Annotated in this window: 28 protein-coding genes; 24 read left to right on the forward strand and 4 right to left on the reverse strand. The window is 39.1% G+C overall.

Annotation, left to right across the window (positions count from 1 at the left end):
• From NSS70_RS04810 to NSS70_RS04820, 3 genes are read left to right on the forward strand one after another with little or no spacing between them, the layout of a single operon-like run.
• A complete protein-coding gene (locus NSS70_RS04810) occupies positions 1–822 on the forward strand; it encodes an ABC transporter ATP-binding protein (protein ID WP_063386944.1) in 822 nt (273 codons plus the stop codon).
• The gene (locus NSS70_RS04815; protein WP_082829501.1) at positions 810–1,574 is read left to right on the forward strand and encodes an IucA/IucC family C-terminal-domain containing protein; all 765 of its coding nucleotides are present in this window, start codon (positions 810–812) and stop codon (positions 1,572–1,574) included. Before NSS70_RS04810 ends, NSS70_RS04815 begins: the two co-directional genes overlap by 13 nt.
• 15 nt (positions 1,575–1,589) lie before the next feature.
• Positions 1,590–1,841: a DUF2573 family protein gene (locus tag NSS70_RS04820; protein WP_063386943.1), complete on the forward strand. Its 252-nt coding sequence runs from the start codon at positions 1,590–1,592 to the stop codon at positions 1,839–1,841.
• A gap of 361 nt (positions 1,842–2,202) precedes the next feature.
• On the opposite strand, the gene NSS70_RS04825 is transcribed toward NSS70_RS04820, so the two are convergent.
• Entirely contained in the window at positions 2,203–2,553 is a 351-nt protein-coding gene (locus tag NSS70_RS04825) for a spore coat protein (protein WP_063386942.1), read from the reverse strand.
• 14 nt (positions 2,554–2,567) lie between these two features.
• Entirely contained in the window at positions 2,568–2,831 is a 264-nt protein-coding gene (locus NSS70_RS04830; RefSeq protein ID WP_198318588.1) for a hypothetical protein, read from the reverse strand.
• 172 nt (positions 2,832–3,003) lie between these two features.
• On the opposite strand from NSS70_RS04830, the gene NSS70_RS04835 reads away from it, so the two are divergent.
• The 19 genes from NSS70_RS04835 (at position 3,004) to sufB (ending at position 21,657) form a co-directional block, all read left to right on the forward strand.
• The gene (locus NSS70_RS04835) at positions 3,004–5,385 is read left to right on the forward strand and encodes a 3-hydroxyacyl-CoA dehydrogenase/enoyl-CoA hydratase family protein (RefSeq protein WP_205419943.1); all 2,382 of its coding nucleotides are present in this window, start codon (positions 3,004–3,006) and stop codon (positions 5,383–5,385) included.
• Between the two features lie 18 nt (positions 5,386–5,403).
• Positions 5,404–6,579, forward strand: a complete 1,176-nt coding sequence (locus NSS70_RS04840; protein WP_339198982.1) for an acetyl-CoA C-acetyltransferase — start codon at positions 5,404–5,406, stop codon at positions 6,577–6,579.
• Positions 6,580–6,712: 133 nt separating this feature from the next.
• On the forward strand, positions 6,713–8,452 hold the full coding sequence (locus NSS70_RS04845) for an acyl-CoA dehydrogenase family protein (protein WP_063386989.1): 1,740 nt from the start codon (positions 6,713–6,715) through the stop codon (positions 8,450–8,452).
• A 219-nt stretch (positions 8,453–8,671) separates the two neighbouring features.
• A complete protein-coding gene (locus NSS70_RS04850) occupies positions 8,672–9,031 on the forward strand; it encodes an arsenate reductase family protein (RefSeq protein ID WP_066249190.1) in 360 nt (119 codons plus the stop codon).
• Positions 9,032–9,094: 63 nt separating this feature from the next.
• Positions 9,095–9,478: a glycine cleavage system protein GcvH gene (gcvH, locus tag NSS70_RS04855; protein WP_063386938.1), complete on the forward strand. Its 384-nt coding sequence runs from the start codon at positions 9,095–9,097 to the stop codon at positions 9,476–9,478.
• 595 nt (positions 9,479–10,073) lie between these two features.
• Positions 10,074–11,333 carry a group II intron reverse transcriptase/maturase gene (gene ltrA / locus NSS70_RS04860; RefSeq protein WP_094245397.1) on the forward strand — a complete coding sequence of 420 codons (1,260 nt, stop codon included), beginning with the start codon at positions 10,074–10,076 and terminating at the stop codon, positions 11,331–11,333.
• 181 nt (positions 11,334–11,514) lie between these two features.
• A complete protein-coding gene (locus tag NSS70_RS04865) occupies positions 11,515–11,865 on the forward strand; it encodes a toprim domain-containing protein (protein ID WP_063386937.1) in 351 nt (116 codons plus the stop codon).
• A 16-nt stretch (positions 11,866–11,881) separates the two neighbouring features.
• Complete coding sequence (locus NSS70_RS04870; protein WP_327862665.1) at positions 11,882–12,193, forward strand: thioredoxin family protein; 312 nt, start codon at positions 11,882–11,884, stop codon at positions 12,191–12,193.
• A gap of 114 nt (positions 12,194–12,307) precedes the next feature.
• On the forward strand, positions 12,308–12,622 hold the full coding sequence (locus tag NSS70_RS04875; RefSeq protein WP_339194480.1) for an SCP2 sterol-binding domain-containing protein: 315 nt from the start codon (positions 12,308–12,310) through the stop codon (positions 12,620–12,622).
• A gap of 265 nt (positions 12,623–12,887) precedes the next feature.
• Entirely contained in the window at positions 12,888–13,913 is a 1,026-nt protein-coding gene (locus tag NSS70_RS04880) for a methionine ABC transporter ATP-binding protein (protein WP_063386934.1), read from the forward strand.
• Positions 13,906–14,574 (forward strand): methionine ABC transporter permease, encoded by a 669-nt coding sequence (locus tag NSS70_RS04885; RefSeq protein ID WP_066249196.1) that lies wholly within the window; start codon positions 13,906–13,908, stop codon positions 14,572–14,574. The genes NSS70_RS04880 and NSS70_RS04885 overlap by 8 nt, the downstream gene beginning before the upstream one ends.
• 18 nt (positions 14,575–14,592) lie before the next feature.
• Positions 14,593–15,438: a MetQ/NlpA family ABC transporter substrate-binding protein gene (locus tag NSS70_RS04890; protein ID WP_094245247.1), complete on the forward strand. Its 846-nt coding sequence runs from the start codon at positions 14,593–14,595 to the stop codon at positions 15,436–15,438.
• A gap of 66 nt (positions 15,439–15,504) precedes the next feature.
• Positions 15,505–15,693 (forward strand): hypothetical protein, encoded by a 189-nt coding sequence (locus tag NSS70_RS04895; RefSeq protein ID WP_063386931.1) that lies wholly within the window; start codon positions 15,505–15,507, stop codon positions 15,691–15,693.
• On the forward strand, positions 15,690–15,851 hold the full coding sequence (locus tag NSS70_RS04900) for a hypothetical protein (RefSeq protein WP_186439304.1): 162 nt from the start codon (positions 15,690–15,692) through the stop codon (positions 15,849–15,851). The genes NSS70_RS04895 and NSS70_RS04900 overlap by 4 nt, the downstream gene beginning before the upstream one ends.
• Positions 15,852–16,470: 619 nt before the next feature.
• Positions 16,471–17,256: a Fe-S cluster assembly ATPase SufC gene (sufC, locus tag NSS70_RS04905; protein WP_063386930.1), complete on the forward strand. Its 786-nt coding sequence runs from the start codon at positions 16,471–16,473 to the stop codon at positions 17,254–17,256.
• A 17-nt stretch (positions 17,257–17,273) separates the two neighbouring features.
• On the forward strand, positions 17,274–18,584 hold the full coding sequence (gene sufD, locus NSS70_RS04910; RefSeq protein WP_066249201.1) for a Fe-S cluster assembly protein SufD: 1,311 nt from the start codon (positions 17,274–17,276) through the stop codon (positions 18,582–18,584).
• Positions 18,584–19,804: a cysteine desulfurase gene (locus NSS70_RS04915; RefSeq protein WP_339194488.1), complete on the forward strand. Its 1,221-nt coding sequence runs from the start codon at positions 18,584–18,586 to the stop codon at positions 19,802–19,804. Before sufD ends, NSS70_RS04915 begins: the two co-directional genes overlap by 1 nt.
• Positions 19,794–20,228 (forward strand): Fe-S cluster assembly sulfur transfer protein SufU, encoded by a 435-nt coding sequence (gene sufU / locus NSS70_RS04920; protein ID WP_063386927.1) that lies wholly within the window; start codon positions 19,794–19,796, stop codon positions 20,226–20,228. Before NSS70_RS04915 ends, sufU begins: the two co-directional genes overlap by 11 nt.
• A 31-nt stretch (positions 20,229–20,259) precedes the next feature.
• Positions 20,260–21,657, forward strand: a complete 1,398-nt coding sequence (gene sufB / locus NSS70_RS04925; RefSeq protein WP_063386926.1) for a Fe-S cluster assembly protein SufB — start codon at positions 20,260–20,262, stop codon at positions 21,655–21,657.
• A gap of 885 nt (positions 21,658–22,542) precedes the next feature.
• Here the strand turns inward: sufB and NSS70_RS20780 are convergent.
• Together NSS70_RS20780 and NSS70_RS04930 are read right to left on the reverse strand one after the other, a co-directional pair.
• The gene (locus tag NSS70_RS20780; RefSeq protein ID WP_445206707.1) at positions 22,543–22,869 is read right to left on the reverse strand and encodes a hypothetical protein; all 327 of its coding nucleotides are present in this window, start codon (positions 22,867–22,869) and stop codon (positions 22,543–22,545) included.
• Entirely contained in the window at positions 22,866–23,051 is a 186-nt protein-coding gene (locus NSS70_RS04930; protein ID WP_339198991.1) for a hypothetical protein, read from the reverse strand. Before NSS70_RS04930 ends, NSS70_RS20780 begins: the two co-directional genes overlap by 4 nt.
• Positions 23,052–23,522: 471 nt before the next feature.
• Between NSS70_RS04930 and NSS70_RS04935 the strand changes: the two genes are divergently transcribed.
• A complete protein-coding gene (locus tag NSS70_RS04935; protein WP_063387097.1) occupies positions 23,523–24,413 on the forward strand; it encodes a DUF72 domain-containing protein in 891 nt (296 codons plus the stop codon).
• Entirely contained in the window at positions 24,406–25,815 is a 1,410-nt protein-coding gene (locus NSS70_RS04940) for a bifunctional metallophosphatase/5'-nucleotidase (protein ID WP_339198994.1), read from the forward strand. Before NSS70_RS04935 ends, NSS70_RS04940 begins: the two co-directional genes overlap by 8 nt.
• Positions 25,816–25,868: the final 53 nt, after the last annotated feature.

Raw genomic sequence — 25,868 nt, forward strand, 5'->3', positions numbered from 1 at the left:
ATGCATAGATTGTATACTCATGAGTTAACTTTTGCTTATGGACAGAATATGATTATTGAAGATCTTAATCTTACTATTCCAACGGGAGAAATTACTGTATTAATTGGAAGCAACGGTTGCGGAAAGTCGACCTTATTAAAATCTTTGGCAAGAATTTTAAAGCCAGCAGGCGGTTCAGTACTCTTGGAAGGAAAGGACATTGCCGAGCTACCGACAAAGGAAGTGGCAAAAAAACTGGCTATACTTCCGCAAGGGCCTGAAGCCCCAGAAGGATTAACTGTTTTGCAGCTTGTTAAACAAGGACGGTATCCTTATCAAAATTGGCTGAACCAATGGTCCAAGGAAGATGAAGAATTAGTTTTTCGAGCGCTTGAAGCAACTAGAATGAGTGAATTGGCAGAACGAACAGTGGACTCTTTATCAGGAGGACAAAAACAGCGTGCATGGATCGCCATGACTTTGGCGCAAAATACAGATATTATTCTTTTCGACGAGCCAACAACTTATTTAGATATAACACATCAAATTGAAATACTCGATTTATTATTTGAATTGAATATGAAAGAGAAAAGAACGATCATCATGGTTCTTCACGATTTAAATTTAGCCTGCCGTTATGCTCATCATATCGTCGTATTAAAGGATAAAAACATTTATAAACAAGGAAAACCGGAAGATGTAATGAATGTACAACTGGTCAAAGATGTTTTTGAAATGGATTGCAAAATTATTCGCGATCCGATTTTTGGAACACCGCTATGTATTCCGTTCGGAAAAGGGAGAAATATTAATAAAGTAGGGATGCAGGCATGGGAAAGTTGACGTTCGATGAAATAAAGGTGCTGTCAAAATTTCGATATTCAGAAGCAAAACGTGCAACCGATTCATCAATTGACATGGAGGAACTGCTAAAACCGGAAAAACTGCAGCTGTTTTTAAAAAATATTCAGCCTAAATTTAATGCACCTCTTTATGTAGCCGGGTCAATGTTTATTAAAAGATATGCTTTTTTAGCCGCTTTAGCTCTTTATACCATGACAATGTTTGATAAAGCTTTAAAAGTGGATATAAAAAATCTTGTCCTGATCACTGATGACGAAGATCCGCTTTGGCTGCCGGGCTTTTATTTCAAATCGAACGAAGTCACAATTGCTCCCCAAGAAAGAAAAAAATGGCGGGATGAAATGTTAACCTTATTATTTAAAGAAAACATCACCCGTCTTTTACAGGTTGTCTCAACAGAGGCAAAAATTTCAAAATGGATTCTTTGGGAAAATGTTGCGATCTATATATTTTGGATGTATGAAACATTGCTCAATGAAAAGCAGCATGAAGATAAACATGAAAAAATAAAAGAAGATTTTATTTATTGCGTGAAGGAAGCAAAAGGTGAATTGTTTGGGGATTTTAATCGGAACCCTTTAAAAAAATTTTTTGGTCCTAAGACATATTCTGATCAATATGATGATTATATTCGAAAAAGAAAAACATGCTGCCTGTTTTATTTGACAGACGATGAAGGGAAAAAGTGCAGAACATGCCCGAATGTTAGTGAATGTACAATAAAAAAGTAATTGGAGAGATTAAAAATGGATAACCAGTTTCAAGCTCAGATTGATGCGCTTGTTGAAAAGTATACCGAACTCTTGCTTGGAAAATCGTCTCCTGAATTAAAAGAAAAAGTGAAAATTTGGGTGTTGTATACGTACATGGCAAAATCGATGCCGCCGCTAGTGAAACATTGGAATGAAAAATTTCCAGAAGCAAAAGAACAAATGAAAGCTATTATTAATGAAATAAAAGAATTAAATGAACAGCATAGAAATAATAAAAAACGTTGATCTAAATTTGAAGTTGTCCTCCTTATAAGCAGCAGGGGGATTTTTTATGCGGACAGAATAGTATCATTCAAAATAACTTTAAGGTTTCATAGCATTGACGTTGGACGAAACAATGGAATGCTGATAAAGGTTAAAAATTTTTTGTGCTAAAGCAAAATGCTTCTTACTTTAAAAACAGCAGATAAATAGTGATCATATAGAACGGAATGAGCATTCGATCGCCTATTCAGTAATCGATTGGGAATAACATTTCAACCCGTAAAGAAATAAAACCTTACTCCGCTTGTTTACCGGAATAAGGCTGCTTTAACTCTTTATTTGCTGTCTGCTCGAATGGGGTCAGACACTTTTAAGTTCATTTTTATTGAATGTTTTGATTGTAAGGAGATTGCTGCTGCAAATAATTAGCATATTGCTGATAGCTTTGTTGTATTTTTTGGTTGTCGCACGCCTCAAGGGAATACCATCCATTTTTAAACATGACATTAAATAACTGCCGCTGGCATTTTTGCGTTTCGTCGCAAATCATTTGAATATTTTCGTATAAAACGGTGTGGCTAAGCTCATTCAAAGCTGTACTATAACCTTGTGTCATATATTTTTCAGTTGCAAGCAAGTCATTTATAAAGTCGCGGTCGTTCATTTGCGGGCTTTTTTGAACTGTTGTTTCCGGATTGCTGATTTTCGTGTTGTTTGATTGCTGGGCTTGCATAATAAATCTCCTTTCTACTGCATTTGTGGATTGCCATTTAATTGATTTAATATCTGCTGATAGTGGCGATGATGCATTTCTCCTACCTTTTCCAACTCAGCTTTAATTTCAGGAATTTGGCATTGTGAAGCAAAAAAATGTGCTTTTTTCATCGCAATTAAATTCCATGACATCATATCTGTTAAATATAGTTGATCTTTTACAGAAATAATTTGCGGCGGTTCGTTATAAACTTGATTTTGCTGCATATTTTGCATATTGGTTGGCATTTGATTCATCATAAAAGCCCCCTTTTTCAAAAATGTACAAATTTAATATCCCACAATTTTTAAAGAGTTATGCAAAAATTTTTTAACAGGAATATTGAACAAAAATTTTAAATATTTTATACTTTAGTAAAACAGAAAAAAATGAATGAATGTTCATTCAAATGAAAGGGGATTTGAAATTGTGCGTCAAATAAAAAAAGCTGCAGTACTCGGATCAGGAGTGATGGGATCCCAAATTGCAGCACATTTAGCGAATGTCGGGATTCATGTATTACTCCTGGATATTGTACCGACAGAACTAACGGCAGAAGAAAAACAGCAAGGATTGACGCTGAAAGATCCAATCGTTCGAAACCGTTATGCTCAAAAGGCCGTGCAAAGACTGCAGAAGCAGACTCCTGCTCCATTGACTGCAAAAGAAAATATAGAGCGAATTGAGATCGGGAATTTTGATGATGACATTGAGAAAATTGCTGAAGCTGATTGGGTGATTGAAGCAGTTGTGGAAAGGCTCGATATTAAACAGAAAGTTTTTGAAAAAGTGGACAAATGGCGGCGGCCAGGCAGCATTATCAGCACAAACACATCTGGAGTTTCCGTTCATTCGATGTCAGAAAACCGCTCAGAAGATTTCCGCAAACATTTTTTAGGCACTCACTTTTTTAACCCGCCACGCTATTTGAAGCTGCTCGAAATTATTCCAACAAAAGATACTGACGAACAAGTTGTAGCATTTATGAAGAGATTTGGTGAAGATGTTCTTGGCAAAGGGGTTGTTTGCGCAAAGGATACACCGAATTTCATTGCCAACCGCATTGGAACATATGGTTTTCTTGTAACCGTACGTGAAATGCTGAAAGGGAATTATTCTGTCGGAGAAGTTGATTCCGTGACAGGACCTTTGATCGGCAGACCAAAAAGCGCCACATTCCACACACTTGATGTAGTCGGTTTAGACACGTTTTTTCATGTCGTAAACAACGTATATGAAAGAGTGGATGGCGAAGAAAAAGAAATTTTTCGTGTCCCGGATTTTATGAAGAAAATGCATGAAAACGGCTGGATTGGATCAAAAGCCGGGCAAGGATTCTACAAAAAAACAGGCAAAGAAATTTTAGAATTAAATGTAAATACGATGGAATATGAAAATAGAAAAAAACTTCGTGCCGATTCTATCGAAATAGCGAGACGTGAAAAAGGCACCGGGGAGAAGTTAAAAGCCGTTGTTTATTCGAACGACCGTGCAGGCACTCTTATTTGGAAAATTCTTATTCCAACGCTTCTTTATTCCGCAGAACAGCTGGACAGCATTGCCGAAACGATCGTTGACATTGACCAAGCGATGAAGTGGGGATTTGGCTGGGAGCTTGGACCGTTTGAAATGTGGGATGCAATCGGGATAAAACGATCTGTTGAAACCATTGAACAGCAGGGCGGAACAGTGCCAGCATGGGTCAAGCAAATGCTGAAGGATGGAAATGAAACGTTTTATAAGCAAAGCGAAGGCGCCACTTATTTTTATCATCGGGGCGAGTACAGACTGCTGCAAACAAATATGAAACAAATTCATGTGCAATCGTTGAAAAATGGAAAATCAATCATTAAAGAAAATAACGGGGCAAGCTTAATCGATATCGGCGATGATATCGCACTGCTCGAGTTTCATTCGAAAAACAATGCGATCGGCTATGATATTGTGCAAATGATCGATTTTGCCATCGACGAAGTTGATAAAAATTATAAAGGGCTAGTCATCGGCAATGAAGGAAAACACTTTTGTGTAGGCGCAAACCTTGCGTTTATGTTAATGGAGGCACAGGATGAAAATTATTTTGAAATTGAGCTGATGATAAGAAAGTTCCAGCAAGCGATGATGAAAATTAAATATAGTCCGAAGCCGGTTGTAGCGGCCCCTTTTCATATGACATTGGGAGGCGGCGCGGAAGTATGTTTGCCTGCCTCAAGCATTCAAGCAGCTATGGAAACTTACATTGGCCTAGTTGAAACAGGTGTTGGACTGATCCCGGGCGGGGGAGGAAACAAAGAACTGTATATAAAAATTCTTGACCAAATCGGCAATGATATTGAAATTGATTTGCAAAAGGTCGCAAATAAAACATTTGAAACGATCGCCATGGCTAAGGTGTCCAAATCCGCACAGGAAGCGCAGCAAAACGGGTTTCTTCAACCGACAGACGCCATAACCATCAATAAAGATCACCTGCTGTATGATGCGAAGCAAAAAGCGCTGTTTTTATATGAAAGCGGATACCGTCCTCCTGTCCGCAAAAAAATTCCGGTAGTTGGCGAGACCGGATATGCCGCCATGATATTAGGGGCACAAAATCTTTATTTATCGGGATACGCTTCGGAGCACGATGTAAAGATTGCTAAAAAATTAGCCTATGTGATTGCGGGAGGCAAGCTTCCATACAGGACAAAGGTAGATGAACAATATTTGCTCGATTTGGAACGGGAAGCATTTTTAAGTTTAATAGGTGAACCGAAAACACAAGCCAGGATGCAGCACATGCTGTTAAAAGGAAAACCGCTGCGCAACTGACAGAAAGGAGTTAGAAAAATGAGGGAAGCTGTCATTGTCGCTGGTGCTAGGACACCGGTTGGAAAAGCAAAAAAAGGGGCATTAGCCAACATACGACCGGATGATTTAGGAGCATTAGTAGTAAAGGAAACATTGAAGCGGGCCGGAAGCTATGACGGACATATTGATGATGTCATTATTGGTTGTGCTATGCCTGAGGCAGAACAAGGCTTAAACATTGCAAGAAATATCGCGGCGCTGGCAGGGCTCCCCTATACAGTGCCGGGAATAACCATTAACAGGTTTTGTTCTTCAGGGCTGCAGGCTATTGCTTATGCAGCTGAACGGATCATGCTTGGGCATGCGGAAGTCATTATCGCAGGAGGAACAGAATCAATGAGTCTTGTTCCAATGACTGGAAATGTATTGCGGCCAAATGCAAAGCTTGCCGAGGAAGCGCCTGAATATTACATGAGCATGGGACATACAGCCGAGCAGGTCGCACAAAAATACAATATCAGTCGAGAGGAACAAGATGAATTTGCTGCGCGGAGCCACCAAAAAGCAGCATTAGCAATTCAAAACGAAGCATTTGCTGAAGAAATCGTTCCTGTAGAAATCACGAACCGAACAGTTGATGCTAATAACAAGCTGCAGGAGAAAAAAACAATATTTCGCCAAGATGAAGGGGTTCGACCAGAAACAACAAAAGAGGTTCTTTCATTTTTAAAACCGGTATTTGCAGTAAACGGATCTGTAACGGCGGGAAATTCTTCGCAAATGAGCGACGGAGCGGCTGCCGTTATGGTAATGGATCGAAAAAAAGCGGAAGAGCTTCAGCTAAAGCCGCTGGCCAAATTCCGTTCTTTTGCTGTAGGAGGAGTGCCGCCTGAAGTGATGGGAATAGGCCCTGTCGTTGCGGTGCCAAAAGCGCTTGAATTAGCGGGTCTTGAACTTTCCGATATTGGACTCATTGAATTAAACGAAGCATTTGCTTCACAAGCGATTCAAGTAATTAGAGAACTCAAATTAGACGAAGAGAAAGTAAACGTAAACGGAGGTGCCATAGCTCTTGGACATCCTCTTGGATGTACAGGTGCAAAATTGACATTAACTCTTATCCACGAAATGAGAAGAAGAAATGAACAATTTGGATTGGTGACGATGTGTATCGGCGGAGGAATGGGTGCAGCGGGAGTTTTCGAGCTTCTATAAAAAACCAAAAGGTTAGGTTTTCTACACATGATGGAAAATGACATGGAGTCTTCGAACTTATTTATGAATCCAAAAGGGGGAATATTGGGTGGCAAACAAAACAGAGGCATATATAAAGGGCGGAAGCTTCATCATGGAAGAAATTCCTTTTGATCGGATCTTCACGCCGGAAGACTGTACAGAAGAACATAAAATGATTGCGAAAACAGCTGAAGATTTTGTCCTGAACGAGGTTGTTCCTTTTATTGACCGTCTTGAAAACCATGAATTTGATATTTCGGTGAAATTGCTGAAGCAAGCTGGCGAACTTGGTCTGCTCGCAGCAGATATTCCAGAAGAATATTCCGGACTAGGTCTTGATAAAGTAAGCTCTGCTCTTATTGCAGAACAATTTTCCCGCGCAGGGGGCTTCTCAATTACATTTGGAGCCCATGTAGGCATCGGCTCGCTTCCAATTGTATTGTTTGGAAATGAAGAACAGAAGAAAAAATATTTGCCCAGCCTTGCAGTCGGTGAAAAAATCGCTGCATATGCATTAACGGAACCAGGATCAGGATCAGATGCTCTTGGTGCAAAAACTACAGCGAAGCTAAATGAGGCAGGAACACATTATATTTTAAACGGAGAAAAACAATGGATCACAAATTCAGCTTTTGCAGATGTTTTTATCGTGTATGCAAAGGTGGACGGCAAACATTTCACAGCATTTATTGTTGAAAGAGATTTTCCGGGTGTTTCAACAGGTCCTGAGGAAAAGAAAATGGGGATCAAAAGCTCTTCAACAAGGACATTGATCTTAGACAACGTTTTAGTGCCAAAAGAAAATGTTTTAGGGGAAATCGGCAAAGGGCATAAAATTGCCTTCAATATTTTAAATATCGGACGATACAAATTAGCCGTCGGGGCAATCGGAGCCTGCAAGCGCATCATCGAATTGTCGGTCAAATATGCGGTGCAAAGGAAACAATTTGGACGGCCGATAGCCCAATTTCCGTTAATCCAAGAAAAGTTGGCCAATATGGCGCTGAAGCTTTATGCAATGGAAAGCTCAGTCTATCGAACGGTTGGATTGTTTGATGACCGGATGAGTTATTTAACACCTGAAGAGCAAAAGGATGGAAATGCTGTTGCCCAATCGATTGCTGAATATGCGATCGAATGCTCATTAAACAAAGTATTCGGTTCTGAAACGCTTGATTATATAGCGGATGAAGGAGTTCAAATTCATGGCGGATACGGATACATGGCGGAATATGAAGTGGAAAGGGCCTATCGCGACTCCAGAATTAACCGCATTTTTGAAGGAACGAATGAAATCAACCGCTTGCTTGTTCCGGGAATGTTTTTGAAAAAAGCAATGAAAGGGGAGCTACCTCTTCTTCAAAAAGCACAAAGCCTTCAAAAAGAACTGTTGACATGGATGCCGGAAGAAATCGGCGATGGCGTATTGGAGCAAGAAAAATATTTGTTGAAACAAGCGAAAAGAGTGACGCTTTTGCTGGCAGGTGCTGCAGCTCAAAAATTTGGCCAATCCTTGCAGCAGGAACAAGAGATTCTTGCAAATATCGCGGATGCGGTAAATAACGTTTATGCGATGGAATCCGCTATTTTGCGCACAGAAAAGGCCATTGTGAACTCAGGAGAAGAAAAGAATAAACAGAAGCTTCTTTATACACAAGTGTTTGTGCAAGAAGCGTTTCAGGAATTAGAGGCGAATGCAAAAGAAACGATTGTTGCGATCGAGGAAGGAGACGACTTGCGGATTCTTCTCTCTGCTCTAAAAAAATTGATGCGACAAATCCCTGTAAATGTCATTAAGAAAAAACGCCAAATTGCAGCTAGAGTGATTGAAGAGGAAAAATATATAGTATAGCTGCGGGACTTAGGGGTGTCTAATAAGTCGTTTTTACGGCTAATTGACACCCCCTTTAATGTTTTAGAAACGTTGATATATTGGTGTTTATGATCTTTTGTTTTCAATGGGGATTTGACTTTCTGGACAGCTCCAAAAATTTATTGATCAAGTTATTATGTTTGTCCAATTCGGATATGATAAAATATTATTGGTGTTGTATGAAGGAGGTGAGAAGGAATGGCTTTAACAATGTACTGGTATCCGAAGTGCGGAACTTGCAGAAAAGCGAAAAAATGGCTGGAAGATCACGGAATTGATTTTCGTGAAATACATATCGTGGAAAATCCTCCTTCTAAAGAAGAGTTAAAATCCTTTTATGAAAAGAGCGGATTGGAGTTAAAAAAGTTTTTTAACACGAGCGGTCAAAAATATCGTCAATTAGGTTTAAAAGAAAAAGTAAAAACAGCAACAGATGAGGAGCTCTTTGATTTGCTCGCATCAGACGGTATGCTCATTAAGCGGCCGATTGTTACTGATGGGGAAAAGGTGACCGTTGGCTTTAAAGAAGAGGAATTTGAGAAGATTTGGGGAAATTAAATTTAGAAAAGATTCTATTTAAATAGAATTCTTATATAAAAATGATAATTGGAGGGAATGACATTGAATACACCAAAAGAATTGCGTTATTCTGAAGAGCATGAATGGGTAAAGGTGGAAGGTGACAAAGTAAGAATTGGGATCACTGATTTTGCGCAGTCTGAACTCGGTGACATCGTATTTGTTGAACTTCCAGAAGTTGGAGATGAAATAGTCGCTGACGAACCTTTCGGTAGCGTTGAATCAGTGAAAACAGTTTCTGAGCTTTATGCCCCTATCAGCGGAAAAGTTGTTGAAGTGAATGAGGAATTGGATGACAATCCTGAATATGTAAATGAATCTCCTTATGAAAAGGCTTGGATGATTGTTGTTGAACCAAATGACATTCAAGATGTTGAAAAATTAATGACAGCTGAAGAATATGAAGAAATGGTAAAAGAAGACTAATATGAAACCCCCGTCTCCCTTTGAGAAGGGGGTTTCCTTTTCGTGCGCCCGGCATGTACATGAACTATAGGGTGTAAGTCCCGAACCCCGAAGACAGAAGTAGAGGTTAGCCAAGAGCAAGGGTGTCCGTGGTGACGCGGAATCTGAAGGAAGCTGGAGGCAAAACACCGGTCCGAGGAACACGAACCTCATATAAGGCTAGGTATGATTGAGTGAGTTTGCGAAACAAAACAAAGCTCTTTCTGTCGAAGGTCATATCGAGTAAATGAGGCGGATAGATGGTGTGAAAGTGCATGTACTTACCCGGGGAGATCTGGCTGGCACGCCAAGTAACCTTGGTAACCTATCTAGTGATAGATAACTGAACAGTCAGAAGTCAGCAGAAGTCATAGTACTCTTTTCGAGCTCGAGACGAAAGAGGAAGGACTGAACAATTAAGGAGAACGAATCGCTAGGCGTTCACCTTCTGTGTGGAAGCAGACAATCCGATAGGACTTACTTGAAGGAGGAAGTGGTGAACCCCACGGGGGACTTCAAGAGGGTGGAGCAGAAGATGGCACAAATAGAAGAATTCGTTCACGTGGAGAGGATATCAATGTTGATGGAAATGATTTTGTCACGGGAAAATCTCCTGGCGGCACTGAAACGAGTCGAACAGAATAAAGGAGGTCACGGAGTAGATGGCATGTCCGTAAAAGACCTACGAAGACACCTCTACGAAAATTGGGACTCCATTCGACAGTCGTTGAGAGAAGGAACCTACAAGCCCTTACCCGTCCGTCGAGTCGAAATCCCGAAACCGAACGGTGGAGTAAGACTTCTAGGGATCCCTACCGTGACGGATCGTTTCATCCAACAAGCGATTGCCCAAGTGTTGACGAAAATCTTTGATCCGACCTTCTCGAACCATAGCTATGGTTTCCGACCAGGTAGAAGGGGACATGATGCGGTTAGGGAAGCAAAGGGTTATATCAAAGAAGGATATCGTTGGGTAGTCGATATAGACCTAGAGAAATTCTTTGACAAGGTGAATCACGACAAACTGATGGGGATCTTGGCGAAAACGATCAAAGATCGAATTCTACTGAAGGTAATTCGCCGGTATCTTCAATCAGGCGTGATGATCAATGGAGTGGTAATGGAAACGGACATGGGAACGCCTCAAGGCGGCCCGCTTAGTCCACTTTTATCAAACATCATGCTTCATGAATTGGATAAAGAGCTTGAGAAACGTGGACATAAGTTTGTTCGGTATGCGGATGACTGTAACATCTATGTGAAAACAAAGAAAGCAGGAATTCGTGTCATGAACTCCATTACGAACTTTATAGAGAAGGAGTTAAAGCTCAAGGTAAATAAAGAGAAATCGGCGGTAGACCGTCCTTGGAAACGGAAGTTTCTCGGTTTCAGCTTCACACTCAATAAGACTCCAAAGGTACGGATTGCGAACGAAAGTGTGAAACGTTTGAAGAACAAGATCCGTGAAATTACATCAAGGTCGAAACCGTATCCAATGGAGAAAAGGATTGAGAAACTGAACAAGTATTTAATGGGATGGTGCGGATATTTTGCCTTGGCAGAAACACCAAGTAAGTTCAAAGAATTTGATGAATGGATTAGACGAAGGCTTCGGATGTGTTTGTGGAAAGAATGGAAAACCCCGAAAACAAGAATTCGGAAACTCAGAGGATTAGAAGTTCCAAGCCATAAAGCATTCGAATGGGGCAATACACGCAAGAAATATTGGCGGATTGCCTGCAGTCCCATTCTACACAAAACCCTCGACAACTCCTATTGGAAGCGTCGAGGGTTAAGAAGTCTATTCGAAAGATATCAAGCACTACGTCATACTTAATTGAACCGCCGTATACCGAACGGTACGTACGGTGGTGTGAGAGGTCGGGGGTTAGTCACCCCCTCCTACTCGATTTTATTAATGGAAAAGTGCGGACAATCAAAGTATTTTGTGTGAAGGAATCAACCACTTCATTTAGAATAAGTATATATCAAAAAGCATCTATAAGCAGGTGATAACAATGGCACTGATAGAAATTGAGAAAGTTATCATTGTTGAAGGAAAGTCTGATAAGAAAAAAGTAGAGAAAATTATTAATGAACCTGCTGAGATTATTTGTACAAATGGCACGTTAAGCTTGTCCAAGCTCGATGAATTGGCGGAAAGCTTATTTTTCAAGGATGTTTATATTTTAGTCGATGCGGATGAAGCAGGAGAAAAATTGAGAAAACAAATTAAGCGGGAGCTTCCGGAAGCCAACCATCTATATATAGACAAAATGTACCGTCAAGTTGCATCCGCACCTGAACAGCATATTGCCGCCGTCTTGCTGAGAGCAAATATTGATGTACATGCAAGATATTTATCATAAATGTGGAGTGTGTTCAATGATTGAAATAACAAAAGAGCAATTAGATGCGATTAGCGATGAAGAGAAAACCATTATATTTTTATATACACCTTTTTGCGGGACGTGTAAATTAGCTAAAAGCATGCTGGAAATTGTAGAAAAAATCATTCCTTCCATAAACATATATACGAAAGATTTGAATTATATCCCTGAATTTGCCGAAAAATGGAAAATTGAAAGTGTTCCATGTTTATTGATCTTTGAAAAAGGACAAATTGCCGAAAAAATATATGCGTTTCATTCTATTGACTATTTATATCAAAAGTTAAAAAGTTTTTCTACCATATAATTATATTTCCTGAGAAATATGTCAGTTTTTTCTAGAAAGCGTCGACAACTCCCAGCAGGAAGAAGGAAAGCTAGAAAGAATGAGTAAAATAAAATATTTGCTGGGGGGTTGTCAATGTTTGATTTTTTATTAGAAAAGGCAAATGATCATCATTTTTTAAAGCCTTTATTTCCGGCACATCCTATGTTTATTGCTTTTGAGTATGGCCAAAGCATTTATTGTTATCAATTGGATTTGGAAGGATTAAGACGAGTTGATGGAAATATCGAATCCATTGATGTAAAAATTATAGGAAATGAAGAGCAAATGGAAGAGCTCATTACAGGCCAGCTAAAGCTCCAACAACTAATGAAATTGAAAGCAGTAAAAGTTGAGGGGAGATTTCGGGATATTTTAAGATTAGAATCTGTCTTGTCTTTATTGGCCTAACAGGTTAAAATAGAGTAAAGATATCGGAAAAGAATATATTGACACAATGTTTGTTGAATGGTACAATCTCTCCCAGTTAGTTTGTATTGTTTAAAATAATGTTTTAATAGAAAAATAGCGGGTGCACATGTACAATAAAGCTTTGTCTACAATTGCGTTGAAAAAAAGGAAGGTCAATTGAATGTAATCGTGCCTTTCTGCATCTGTGCAGGAAGGCTTTTAGTATTAAACCGAAGCTGCTGCATGTGTGAAAGAAGGTGTAAACTTGATTTCTCTCAACGGTGTTACAAAAATTTATCATACGAATCATAGCCAAGTAAAAGCTGTCGATCAAGTTGATCTTCAAATCCAGAGCGGAGAAATTTTTGGGATCATCGGATACAGCGGTGCTGGGAAGAGTACATTAATACGCTTGTTAAATGGTCTTGAAAAGCCGACAAATGGGACAGTTGAAGTGGCGGGAAAAAGAATAGACCAAATTAAAGGAAAAGAACTGAGATCCGCCAGAAAAGAGATTAGTATGATCTTTCAGCATTTTAATCTATTGTGGTCAAGAACAGTGCGGGAGAACATCGCTTTTCCATTAGAAATTGCCGGCATGAAGAAAAGCGATCGGCTCAAAAGAGTTGATGAACTTATTAAACTAGTAGGTTTAGAAGGAAAAGAAGATGCATATCCCTCGCAATTGAGCGGAGGACAAAAACAAAGAGTCGGCATAGCAAGAGCTCTTGCGAACAATCCGAAAGTTCTTTTGTGCGATGAGGCGACTTCTGCTTTAGATCCTCAAACGACTGATTCCATCCTAGATTTGCTTGTAGATATTAACAAGCGATTAGGTTTAACGATTGTTTTGATCACCCATGAAATGCATGTAATTCGAAAAATTTGTCATAGAGTGGCTGTGATGGAAAACGGGAAGATTGTTGAACATGGTGATGTGTTGACGGTTTTCCGAAATCCGAAGGCTAACATTACAAAACGATTTGTTAAACAAGTTACAGAACCTGATGAAACAATGGAAACGATTGATTACCTGCTTGAAAAGTACAAGCATGGAAAGGTTGTCAAACTTACCTTTGTAGGAGACAGAGCGGAGCAGCCTATGATTTCAAAAATCATTAAAGAGTTCGATGTAGAGGTTAATATTTTGCAAGGGAAAATTTCACAAACTCAAAGTGGATCCTACGGAACGTTAATCATCCATTTTGATGGAGATGAAACTACAGTTGAACAAGCCATTGAATTTATTCGCAATCAACAAGTGGAGCTGGAGGTGATTGCGAATGTTTGAGACATTGTTGCCAAATGTAAAATGGGACAAAGTCATTGATGCAACTTATGAAACGGTTTATATGACAGCTGTTTCTGTATTTGCTACATTTTTTCTCGGAATTATTTTAGGTCTCTTATTGTTTTTAACGTCAAAGGGGAACATGTGGGAAAATCGGTTTATCCACTCGTTTGTTGCAGCAGTTGTCAATGTATTCCGTTCAATTCCCTTCATTATTTTGATCATTTTGCTGCTTCCTTTTACAAAAGCAATCGTTGGTACCATTTTAGGTGCTAATGCTGCACTTCCTGCACTCATCATTGGTGCTGCACCTTTTTATGGAAGGATGGTGGAAATTGCACTGAGGGAAGTTGACAAGGGGGTGATTGAAGCTGCAAAATCGATGGGAGCTACAATGAGCACAATTATTTTCAAGGTACTGCTTCCAGAATCGATGCCTGCTTTAGTTTCAGGAATAACTGTCACAGCAATTGCGTTGGTAGGTTATACAGCCATGGCAGGCGCCATTGGTGCCGGTGGTCTTGGAAACCTTGCCTATTTAGAAGGATTTCAGCGTAATCATAGTGATGTAACATTTGTTGCAACTGTACTCATATTGATTATTGTATTTATCATCCAATTGATCGGCGATATGATTACAAGAGCAATTGATAAGCGTTAAACGAAGGAGGAGAATAATATGAAAAAATGGCTTTTAGCGACTGTTTTAGGTGCGACGATGATATTTGCTTCTGCTTGCGGAGGTGGAAGTAATCAGGGAGGCAGCTCCGGCGGCTCTGACAATGAGAAAAATGAAGTAATTAAAGTTGGCGCATCTCCTGTTCCACATGCAGAAATTTTAGAGGAAGCAAAACCGCTTCTTGAGAAAAAAGGATATAAATTGGAAATTGAAGAATTCACTGATTATGTATTGCCGAATAAAGCTTTAGCGGAAAAGGATATTGATGCAAACTACTTCCAGCATATCCCTTACCTTGAAGCACAGAAACAAGAACATGGATATGATTTTGTCAATGCCGGCGGAATTCATATTGAGCCAATTGGCGTATATTCAAAAAAATATAAATCTTTAGAGGAGCTTCCGAATGGAGCTACTATTATCATGAGTAACTCAGTTGCTGACCATGGACGCATGCTGTCAATGCTGGAGGAAAAAGGTTTAATTAAGCTGAAAGATGGCGTTGATAAAACGAAAGCGACAGTTGATGACATAGCAGAAAACAAAAAGAATTTGAAATTCAAAACAGACATCGAAGCGCCAATGTTGACGAAAGCTTATGAAAACAATGAAGGCGACGCTGTATTAATTAACGGGAACTTTGCTCTGGATGCAGGACTTGACCCATCAAAAGATGCCATTGCTCTTGAATCGCCAAAAGACAATCCGTATGTAAACGTCATTGCTGTCCGCAGTGAAGATAAAGACTCTGAAAAAATTAAAGCTCTTGTAGAAGTGTTACAATCAGATGAAATTAAAGAATTTATTCAAACAAATTATCAAGGCTCCGTTATTCCTGCTGAATAATCAATTGGGAAGCTGTGCATATTTACGCGCAGCTTCTTTTTTTGGATCAAGCTGAGCTGGTATTGTTTGGACAAAATTTCATTTGAGAAAAAACGTACGAACTTAGGTGAAATTTATGCCGCCAAAAAAGCAAATAGAAAGTGCTGTTCATTTCAATTAAGCGCTTCAGCAGAACATAAGAAAGGGAATGGGGCATTTACTCAACATAATTTTACAATTGCTTGTTTCAAAAAGGTTGAGCTATCAATAGCATGAAAGATCAGTGTCAAATGCAAGATGAATATTGTATTTTTTCTCTCCAGCGGGAATGCAGCCGAAAGGAAATATATGAAGCAGCAGGATTTGCACCAGCTTTCGAAGAAGGACTTGTGATGAGCTTAGCGGCCGCATTTAGAACGGAATGTTTTGCATGAAAAACAAATAAAGATGTAATTTTCAGTATTTTGGAGCATTTGTAAGATTGAACCTTTAATCCTTTCTCATTGGCTTAAAATGGGTTTTAAGCTGTTTTAATCAGCGATACAGCAGGTTGCTTGCAAGCTGTAATCATTGCTAACATTAAATTGTATAAAAAATGAAAGGATTGGTTCATTATTTATTTAAACCAAGAAATGATAGACATTAAATTTACGTCTGAAATGGAAAAAGCAATGCATCAATTTCACGGAATGGGATATAACGAATATAGGAGAACACATAAGAAGCGAATGAAGGTTGAAAGAAAAAGAGAACGAAATTACCGCAGCAGCCAAATTGTAACAGCTAATCTGAAAGGGAAATTGTTTTTGTCTACGCTAAACTAAATCAGCCAGTCGGCAAAGACTGGTTTTTCTTTTTATTGAATACATACAACAAGTTTGTTTGAATGATACTAAGATGACTATATACTTTGTTCCTAAAAATTTGGTAATATGAATAATGTTGTGAGATATTAAAAGGTTGTATTCACTTTTAATTTGTTATAAAATAATAATGAGAATAAATTGAGAATGATATTAATATTTGACCTATAGATTAATGGAGGTATTGGTTATGTCAGGATCTACATTAACGATTAAAGATTTGCATGTTTCCGTAGAAGGGAAAGAAATTTTAAAAGGTGTGAACCTTGAAATAAAAGGCGGAGAAATTCATGCGATCATGGGGCCGAACGGAACAGGAAAATCAACTCTTTCCTCCGCGATCATGGGACATCCAAAATATGAAGTGACACAAGGATCCATAACCCTCGACGGACAAGATGTGCTTGAGATGGAAGTAGATGAGCGTGCGCGTGCAGGACTTTTTCTTGCCATGCAATATCCAAGTGAGATCAGCGGAGTCACAAATGCTGATTTCTTGCGTTCAGCTATCAACGCCCGCCGAGGCGAAGGCAACGAAATTTCTTTAATGAAATTTATTCGCAAAATGGATGAAAAAATGGAATTTCTTGAAATGGATCAAGGGATGGCGCAGCGATATTTAAATGAAGGATTCTCGGGCGGTGAGAAAAAACGGAATGAAATACTTCAATTAATGATGCTTGAGCCTAAGATTGCCATCTTGGACGAAATCGATTCAGGCTTAGATATTGATGCGTTGAAAATTGTTTCCAAAGGTATCAACGAAATGCGGAGCCCTGAGTTTGGCTGCCTGATTATTACACACTATCAACGTCTGTTAAACTATATTACACCAGATTTTGTTCATGTTATGATGCAAGGAAGAATCGTGAAATCCGGCGGAGCAGAACTAGCTCAGCGTCTTGAAGCAGAAGGATATGACTGGATTAAAAAGGAATTAGGCATCGAAGACGAAACAGTAGGGCAAGAAGCGTAAGCGTTAGGAGGATCAAAATGACTGTAGAAACGAAACTACCGTTTGACCAGAAATATATAGAAAATTTCTCCAAACAGTTAGGAGAACCGGACTGGCTGAAAGATCTTCGCTTGCTTGCTCTTGCAAAAGCTGAAGAGCTTCCATTGCCAAAGCCGGATAAAACAAAAATCGACAAATGGAATTTCTCACAGTTTTCTAAACATGTCGTTTCCAGCAGCACTCTATCTTCTCTTGATGAGCTGCCGGAAGAAGTAAAAACGCTTATTGAGGCAGATGAAGAACATAAAAATCTCTATATACAACGTGACAATACGCCTGCTTTTTTGACAGTCTCTGAAGATTTGAAAGAAAAAGGAGTTATTTTTACTGACATTCACACGGCTGCAAAGGAACACGGAGACTTGCTTCAGCAATATTTTATGAAAGATGGAGTAAAAATTGATGAACATCGGCTGACAGCTTTGCACGCAGCCTATTTGAACGGCGGGGTCTTTGTGTATGTGCCGAAAAATGTAGAAGTGGAAAAGCCTCTTCAGGCGGTTTTTATACATGAAAACCCTGAAGCCAATTTGTTTAATCATGTGATCATCGTTGCGGATGATAATAGTTCTGTTACGTATGTCGAAAACTACATCTCGACCACCGAAACAGAGGGTGCTGTGTTTAATTTAATTACCGAAGTTATCGCCAATACTAATGCGAAAGTTTCCTACGGTGCGGTTGACAATCTGACTGAAAACATCACAACATATGTGAACCGCCGCGGGGTTGCTGGACGCGATGCAAAAATTCTTTGGGCATTAGGATTAATGAATGACGGCAATACGATTTCTGAAAACACAACAAATCTTGTCGGAGACGGTTCTATAGGCGATACAAAAACAGTTGTTGTTGGGAGAGGAAGCCAAATTCAAAACTTTACGACGAAGGTCGTTCACTTTGGCAAACATACCGAAGGCAACATTTTAAAACATGGTGTTATGAAAGACAGTGCGACGTCCATTTTTAACGGCATCGGCAAAATTGAGCACGGTGCATCGAAATCAAATGCTGAGCAGGAATCCCGCGTTTTAATGTTAAGTGAAAAGGCAAGAGGAGACGCAAATCCGATTTTGCTTATTGATGAAGATGATGTTGTCGCCGGCCATGCCGCATCTGTGGGACGTGTTGACCCGATTCAGCTCTATTATTTAATGAGCAGAGGAATTTCAAAATCGGAGGCTGAGCGATTAATTATTCATGGATTTTTAGATCCTGTTGTAAGACAAATGCCGATTGAAAGTGTAAAAAACCAATTGACAGAGGTTATTGAAAGGAAAGTTCGGTAATGGATATTAAAGAAATTCGCAAACAGTTCCCGATCCTTAGTCAAAAGGTCAACGGCCGCGATTTAGTTTATTTGGATAATGCTGCAACATCGCAAAAGCCAAATGTCGTCATTGATGCAATCACAAAATACTACCGCGAGTACAATTCAAATGTGCATCGCGGTGTTCATACACTTGGTACAAAAGCTACAGATGCCTATGAAGGTTCACGGGAAAGAGTTCGTCAATTTATTAACGCAAAATCCGTCCAGGAAATTATTTTTACACGGGGAACAACAACAGGACTAAATATGGTGGCACAGAGCTATGGAAAGGCCAATTTAAATGAAGGCGATGAAATTGTCATTACGTACATGGAGCATCATGCCAATTTAATTCCATGGCAGCAAGTTGCAAAAGAAACAGGAGCTACGTTAAAATATATACCACTAAAAGAAGACGGAACTATCTCGTTAAGTGATGTTCGAAATACGATTACAGCCAATACGAAAATTGTTTCGATTGCGCTCGTATCCAATGTTCTTGGCACGATCAATCCAGTAAAAGAAATAGGCGAAATTGCTCATCAAAACGGAGCTGTTCTTGTCGTAGATGCTGCTCAAGGAGCACCACATATGAAAATTGATGTTCAAGATTTAAATTGTGATTTTCTTGCTTTCTCGGGACATAAAATGTGTGCTCCGACAGGAATCGGTGTTCTATACGGAAAAAAAGAGCTGCTCGAAAATATGGAACCGGTTGAAACCGGCGGAGAGATGATTGATTTTGTCGGTTTATATGAATCTACATGGAAGGAGCTCCCATGGAAATTTGAAGCTGGTACACCAATTATTGCCGGAGCAGTTGGATTAGCTGCAGCAATTGACTTTTTAGAAGAAATTGGGCTTGAGAATATTTTCAATCATGAACATAGACTTGCCCAATATGCATTGGAACAATGCTCAAATATTGAAGGCATGACAATTTACGGACCGAAAGAACGGGCTGGGCTCGTTACCTTCAACCTCGAAGGCATTCATCCTCACGATGTGGCAACTGTTCTGGATGCGGAAGGTATTGCGATCCGAGCCGGGCACCATTGCGCCCAGCCATTGATGAAATGCTTAGAAGTATCAGCGACAGCACGGGCGAGCTTTTATCTATATAATACTGAAGAAGAAATTGATTTATTCATTCGCGCAATTCAAAAAACAAAGGAGTATTTCGGCAATGTCATTTGATAATCTTGACACATTGTATCGTCAAGTCATTATGGATCACTATAAAAATCCTAGAAATAAAGGCTCTCTTCAAGACAGCGTTACGGTTGACATGAACAATCCAACCTGCGGTGATAGAATTCATCTGACAATGAAAATTGAGGATGGAAAAGTCATCGATGCGAAGTTTGAAGGGGAAGGCTGCTCCATTTCGATGTCATCGGCATCCATGATGACCGAAGCGATCAAAGGACAAACGATTGAAAATGCTCTTAAGCTTTCTAAAATCTTCTCCGATATGATGCAAGGCAAGGAATACGATGATGATATTGATTTAGGAGATATTGAAGCATTGCAAGGCGTTTCAAAATTTCCAGCTCGAATCAAATGTGCAACGCTTGCCTGGAAAGCGATGGAAAAAGGTGTGCGATCTGAAGTCGAGTGATAAAATTTAAATTAGATTGGAGTGAGAAAGTATGGCGAAAAAAATGCCTGAAATAGGCGATTATAAGTATGGCTTTGTCGATAAAGACGTTTCTATATACCGAGCAGAACGCGGATTGACAAGAGAAATTGTTGAACAAATTTCGAAAATGAAAAATGAGCCTGAGTGGATGCTGCAATTCCGCTTGAAAGCTTTAGACCATTTTTATAAAATGCCAATGCCTCAATGGGGCGGCGATTTGTCTGCTTTAGATTTCGATGAAATTACTTATTACGTAAAACCTTCTGAACACTCAGGACGTTCTTGGGATGAAGTTCCAGAAGAAATTAAACGCACTTTTGATAAGCTCGGAATTCCTGAAGCGGAACAAAAATATTTAGCAGGTGTTTCTGCCCAATACGAATCAGAAGTTGTGTATCACAATATGAAAGAAGACCTTGAAAAAATGGGCATCATTTTTAAAGATACAGACAGCGCCTTAAAAGAAAACGAGGACATCTTTAAAAAATATTGGGCGACGGTCGTTCCGCCGACTGATAACAAATTTGCCGCTTTAAACTCTGCAGTTTGGTCAGGGGGTTCATTTATTTACGTTCCGCCTGGAGTAAAAGTTGATACGCCTTTGCAAGCATATTTCCGAATTAATTCAGAAAACATGGGACAATTTGAACGGACGTTAATTATAGTTGATGAAGGTGCCCACGTTCATTATGTTGAAGGATGTACGGCGCCTGTCTACACAACTAACTCGCTGCACAGTGCTGTTGTAGAAATCATTGTGAAAAAGGGAGCCTATTGCCGCTATACAACAATTCAAAACTGGGCAAACAATGTGTATAACTTAGTAACGAAACGTGCGGTTTGTGAAGAAAATGCAACAATGGAATGGATTGACGGAAACATCGGTTCGAAATTAACTATGAAATATCCTGCAGTCGTTTTGAAAGGTGAAGGTGCACGCGGCATGACATTGTCCATTGCCCTTGCCGGTAAAGGTCAACATCAAGATGCAGGAGCGAAAATGCTTCATTTAGCGCCGAATACTTCATCTACGATTGTTTCGAAATCGATCTCGAAACAAGGTGGAAAAGTAACGTACCGAGGTATAGTCCATTTTGGTCGGAAAGCAGACGGAGCACGTGCAAACATTGAATGCGACACATTAATCATGGATAACCAATCAACTTCCGACACGATTCCATATAATGAAATCCTAAACGATAATATATCTTTGGAACATGAAGCAAAAGTATCGAAAGTATCTGAAGAGCAGCTGTTTTATCTCATGAGCCGCGGCATTTCTGAAGAGGAAGCAACCGAAATGATCGTTATGGGATTCATTGAACCATTCACAAAAGAGCTGCCAATGGAATACGCCGTTGAAATGAACCGCCTCATCAAGTTTGAAATGGAAGGAAGTATTGGATAATCCTTATAATACTAAGGGGGTGTCTAATAAGTCGTTTTTACGGCTTATTGACGCCCCCATTATTTTAGAAAAGTTGATATATCGGTGTTTATAATTTTTTGTTTTCAATGGGGATTTGACTTTTCGGACAGTCCCACAATTCACCCACAAAAATTAGATATTCATGTTTGTATTATACCGTTAATACAACTCCAGTGCCTCGTCCTCAATTTTCTTGGTCACATGGAGATATGTGTCAGCGGTATTTTTATGCTTTAGTATCTTAATCTTTCGCTCCAGCTAAAGGAGAGCATCATGTAAAGAAAAAACAGGGAGTTTGCATGTTTGCACACTTCTGTGGCGGTCACAAGCAGGAAACGTCACTCACCGGACTATTTCTAATAGTTTACATTGCATAACAGCTTTTCTCCAATGCCAATAGTGGCTGTGAGAAAGAAGAATCAGAAGGCTTTAAAATTTCGCTTGCCCCTCTCCTCTAGAACACCATAAATGATGACTTACGTTTTTCTATGAGGCTTGAACATCTTCTCATACCAAAATAAAACCGAGCCGCAAATCATTGCAAGGAGAATAAAAGATAACAAGAAAAATAATGGATTGATAAAACCAAATGCCATATTATTTGCAGTAATTTCATCTCCTAATAAAAATTCATCATATTAGGAGTATAAGATGTTGGCCAAATATAACTGTTCCTAAAATATATAATTATGGAGTACAAGAGAAACAATCACGGCTTCTTTCACGATCTTCAACACAACCACCTCAATACATATGTATTGCGCGTCATTTTCTGAAGCCGCATCCTTTTTAATGAGATCCTTTCATAAAGAAGAAGCAAACTCATTTATACGATCAAAATATATTTAGCCCCTAAGCGATAATTTACCTATTAAAATCCCATGTCCATTCCCAAAACTTACTACCTTGGGCTACTATAAAGTAATCAAACCATTTTTCAAAAGTCAGGTTTAGAAACCCAAACGGATCGTCCAAACTTCCGCCGTTGTCAAGCCAATAAAGATATCCTTTTCTTTCGGGAGCTAAAGCTATAATGAGCCGGCAGCCATCGTAGCCATATCCAATAGGAAACCAATCTGGAGGATAATCAATATATTGATAATCCTCTAGTATCTCTTCGACAGATAATAATTGCAGTCCACCTCCGTTTTCAGGATCATCAAATAATGTAGCACCATTACATATTTTCAGAAAGTCTTCATAGTCACAGGAATATTAAAAGGCAGCTTCTTGATTTCTTCTTCTGTTGCAGGGGGATTGAAACGAAATTGTAGTTTTCCTAAAAATCCTTCTTCATTTTGAACAACCAGCATATTCTTTTCATCTAGTCTTTTATTCAAAGCATCTAAAGTTATTTTGATTCGTACTGACATGTTGTGGCTATCACTCCTTTTATCATTCATCCAACAAGGACTAACAATCTTTCTGTGGAAATCCTTTTACAGTTGTATGAGGTTACTAAAATTGTAGAATACGGTGTATTTTATCATTTGGCCAAACTGTGCTCTTATATGTTTATTATACCATTTTCTGTAATTTTTCTATCTGAAGTAGTCCAATTGGCAGCATCAGCTTTTTCAAGTTGTAAATGATGAATCTGTGAATTATTTCCTGATCATAGATCCTTATAACATCTTTACTTTACCTGTTTTTTCGATCAGCAACTGTACAGGATGAGATATTTGAACTTTTTTGTTGCAAAACTCTTTATTTTTATTGTTGTTATAAATACAATGTCCAAAAATACTGCCAGCCTTTTATAACAAAAAAATGCTTAAATCGTGAATCTTTTTCGATGCTGTATTATGATGAGTATATAAAGACTACATTGATAGGAGTAAGAAATGATTTACATAGGCTTGACAGGTTGGGGAGATCATGATTCTCTCTATCCATCCGGAACATCATCGAATGATAAATTAACGATTTATGCAGGACATTTTCCTGTTGTTGAGGTCGATTCCACTTTTTATTCGATACAGCCTGAGAAAAACGTTCGAAAATGGGTGAACGAGACGCCCAAAAATTTTCAATTCATTGTAAAGGCGTATAAAGGAATGACTGGACACGAAACAGGCTTAGGATCTTTCGAAAGCCGCTCAGAAATGTTCGCTGCTTTTTATAAAATGATTCAGCCCTTTCAAGAAGCGAATAAATTGGCAATGGTTCTTTTTCAATTTCCCCCTTGGTTTCACTGCAAAAGAGAAAATGTTGATTTCTTGCGATGGTGCAAAGAGCAAATGAAGGATGCCCCTTGTGCACTAGAATTTCGCCACCGCTCCTGGTTCCTTCCTACATATTATGAAAAAACGCTTCAATTCATGGAGAAGGAAGGGTGGATTCACACCATTTGTGATGAGCCGCAGGCAGGGGAAAATTCAGTTCCGACCGTATTATATTGCACGAATAGAGAAAAGACCTTGGTAAGATTTCATGGACGAAATGTTCATGGATGGCTGAGGCCAAAAGAAGGGAATTGGCGTGAAGTACGATATTTATATAGATATAATGAACAAGAGCTTGATGAATGGAAAGGACACATAAAAATGCTGAAAAAGCAAACTAAAGATCTCTATCTCATTTTCAACAACAACTCGGGCGGAGACGCGGCGGACAATGGAAAAGAACTGATGAAAAAGTTAGGAATTACATATCATGATTTAGCGCCAAGGCAGCTTGATTTATTTGAGTGTTTTGAAAAGTATCCCACTGAAGGAGAGAGCGACTTTGATTGAGACGGTTCATATATATCATACGAATGATCTGCACAGTCATTTTGAAAATTGGCCGAAAATCGTTCATTATCTAAAAACAAAAAAACATATTCATAAAAGTAAAAACGAAACTGTTTTTTTATTCGATATCGGCGATCACGTCGATCGCTTTCACCCAATTACTGAAGCGACCGGGGGAGTCGCAAATGTTGAGCTGCTGAATCATTTAACTCCAGATGCAATAACGATTGGAAATAATGAAGGAATTACTCTTCCTTTTGAAGCATTGGATCGGCTGTATAATCATGCACAATTCCCGGTCATTGTGTCTAATTTATTTTACTTAGACGGTACTAGACCAAAATGGGCAAAGCCTTATGTGATTAAACATTTACAAAATGGAGTCCGAATCGGTATTTTAGGCGTAACGGTTTGCTTTGAGCAATTTTACCGTCAGTTAGGGTGGATGATAACAGAACCGATGGCAAATATAAAAGAAACATTGGAGGAAATCCGGGGCAAAGCAGATGTTATCATTCTTTTATCACACCTTGGAATATCCGATGATGAATGGATTGCTCAACAATTTCCTGATATCGATGTTATATTAGGAGCCCATACACATCATGTGCTTGATCGTGGAAAGCTTGTAGGCAATACGCTTTTGGCGGGAGCAGGAAAGTTTGGACAGTGGCTTGGACATATTGAACTTAAGATCGACTCTGCTCAAAAGAAGCTGGTAAATAAAAAAGCGGAGATTATTGAAACGAAAACGATTGAAAAAGAAGATGTTTTTACCATAAAGTGGCTTGATCAAAAAAAAGTTGAAAGTGCTCAAAAACTTAACGAAGTTGTTGTGGAATTAAAAGAAGAATTACGGATTGATTGGTTTTCAGATTCACCATTTGCAAAGCTGTTGGCTTCCGCTTTAAAAGAATGGTGCGATGGGGAAGTTTCCATGGTGAATGCCGGAGTATTGCTTGAATCGCTTCCGAAAGGACTCGTCACAAAAGGCGATTTGCACCGGATTTGTCCTCATCCGATTAATCCTTGTAAAATCATGGTTCAAGGCGATCAATTAAAAGAAGTTATTTTACAAGCACGGACAAAAGAAATGGAGCAATTGAAGCTTAAAGGATTAGGCTTCAGAGGCAAAGTAATGGGGCGTATGGTTTTTGACGGCATTGAAACGGTCATGGAAACGTTGGAAGATGGCAAGGAACATGTGAAAAAGATCTTTGTAAATGGAAAACATCTTGATCAAAATCATGTGTATGCAGTGGCAACTATTGATATGTTTACATTAGGTCCATTATATCCGCAATTAAGCCGTGTAAAGAATAAAATATACTTCATGCCTGAATTGCTAAGAGATGTACTTGCTTGGAAATTATCGAAACAGTTCCTGCAAATCCATCAATAAATTTTTGTCAACATCTCCTTTCCTTTCATAAAGTGAAGTAGGGAAGGAGGGTA

It is taken from the genome of Aeribacillus sp. FSL K6-2848 (genome assembly GCF_038004325.1).
GTDB classification, from domain to species: domain Bacteria; phylum Bacillota; class Bacilli; order Bacillales; family Aeribacillaceae; genus Aeribacillus; species Aeribacillus composti.

Excerpts from the sequence above, each read along its gene's own strand:
- NSS70_RS04885 (WP_066249196.1), top strand. The coding sequence starts at position 13,906 with ATGTTTGAGACATTGTTGCCAAATGTAAAATGGGACAAAGTCATTGAT.
- sufU (WP_063386927.1), top strand. The coding sequence starts at position 19,794 with ATGTCATTTGATAATCTTGACACATTGTATCGTCAAGTCATTATGGAT.
- NSS70_RS04890 (WP_094245247.1), top strand. The coding sequence starts at position 14,593 with ATGAAAAAATGGCTTTTAGCGACTGTTTTAGGTGCGACGATGATATTT.
- sufD (WP_066249201.1), top strand. The coding sequence starts at position 17,274 with ATGACTGTAGAAACGAAACTACCGTTTGACCAGAAATATATAGAAAAT.
- NSS70_RS04900 (WP_186439304.1), top strand. The coding sequence starts at position 15,690 with ATGAAAGATCAGTGTCAAATGCAAGATGAATATTGTATTTTTTCTCTC.
- NSS70_RS04875 (WP_339194480.1), top strand. The coding sequence starts at position 12,308 with ATGTTTGATTTTTTATTAGAAAAGGCAAATGATCATCATTTTTTAAAG.
- NSS70_RS04865 (WP_063386937.1), top strand. The coding sequence starts at position 11,515 with ATGGCACTGATAGAAATTGAGAAAGTTATCATTGTTGAAGGAAAGTCT.
- NSS70_RS04850 (WP_066249190.1), top strand. The coding sequence starts at position 8,672 with ATGGCTTTAACAATGTACTGGTATCCGAAGTGCGGAACTTGCAGAAAA.
- ltrA (WP_094245397.1), top strand. The coding sequence starts at position 10,074 with ATGTTGATGGAAATGATTTTGTCACGGGAAAATCTCCTGGCGGCACTG.
- NSS70_RS04810 (WP_063386944.1), top strand. The coding sequence starts at position 1 with ATGCATAGATTGTATACTCATGAGTTAACTTTTGCTTATGGACAGAAT.
- sufC (WP_063386930.1), top strand. The coding sequence starts at position 16,471 with ATGTCAGGATCTACATTAACGATTAAAGATTTGCATGTTTCCGTAGAA.
- NSS70_RS04830 (WP_198318588.1), bottom strand. The coding sequence starts at position 2,831 with ATGAATCAAATGCCAACCAATATGCAAAATATGCAGCAAAATCAAGTT.
- sufB (WP_063386926.1), top strand. The coding sequence starts at position 20,260 with ATGGCGAAAAAAATGCCTGAAATAGGCGATTATAAGTATGGCTTTGTC.
- NSS70_RS04840 (WP_339198982.1), top strand. The coding sequence starts at position 5,404 with ATGAGGGAAGCTGTCATTGTCGCTGGTGCTAGGACACCGGTTGGAAAA.
- NSS70_RS04825 (WP_063386942.1), bottom strand. The coding sequence starts at position 2,553 with ATGCAAGCCCAGCAATCAAACAACACGAAAATCAGCAATCCGGAAACA.
- NSS70_RS04930 (WP_339198991.1), bottom strand. The coding sequence starts at position 23,051 with ATGTCAGTACGAATCAAAATAACTTTAGATGCTTTGAATAAAAGACTA.
- NSS70_RS04815 (WP_082829501.1), top strand. The coding sequence starts at position 810 with ATGGGAAAGTTGACGTTCGATGAAATAAAGGTGCTGTCAAAATTTCGA.
- NSS70_RS04935 (WP_063387097.1), top strand. The coding sequence starts at position 23,523 with ATGATTTACATAGGCTTGACAGGTTGGGGAGATCATGATTCTCTCTAT.
- NSS70_RS04915 (WP_339194488.1), top strand. The coding sequence starts at position 18,584 with ATGGATATTAAAGAAATTCGCAAACAGTTCCCGATCCTTAGTCAAAAG.
- NSS70_RS04820 (WP_063386943.1), top strand. The coding sequence starts at position 1,590 with ATGGATAACCAGTTTCAAGCTCAGATTGATGCGCTTGTTGAAAAGTAT.
- NSS70_RS04870 (WP_327862665.1), top strand. The coding sequence starts at position 11,882 with ATGATTGAAATAACAAAAGAGCAATTAGATGCGATTAGCGATGAAGAG.
- NSS70_RS04845 (WP_063386989.1), top strand. The coding sequence starts at position 6,713 with ATGGAAGAAATTCCTTTTGATCGGATCTTCACGCCGGAAGACTGTACA.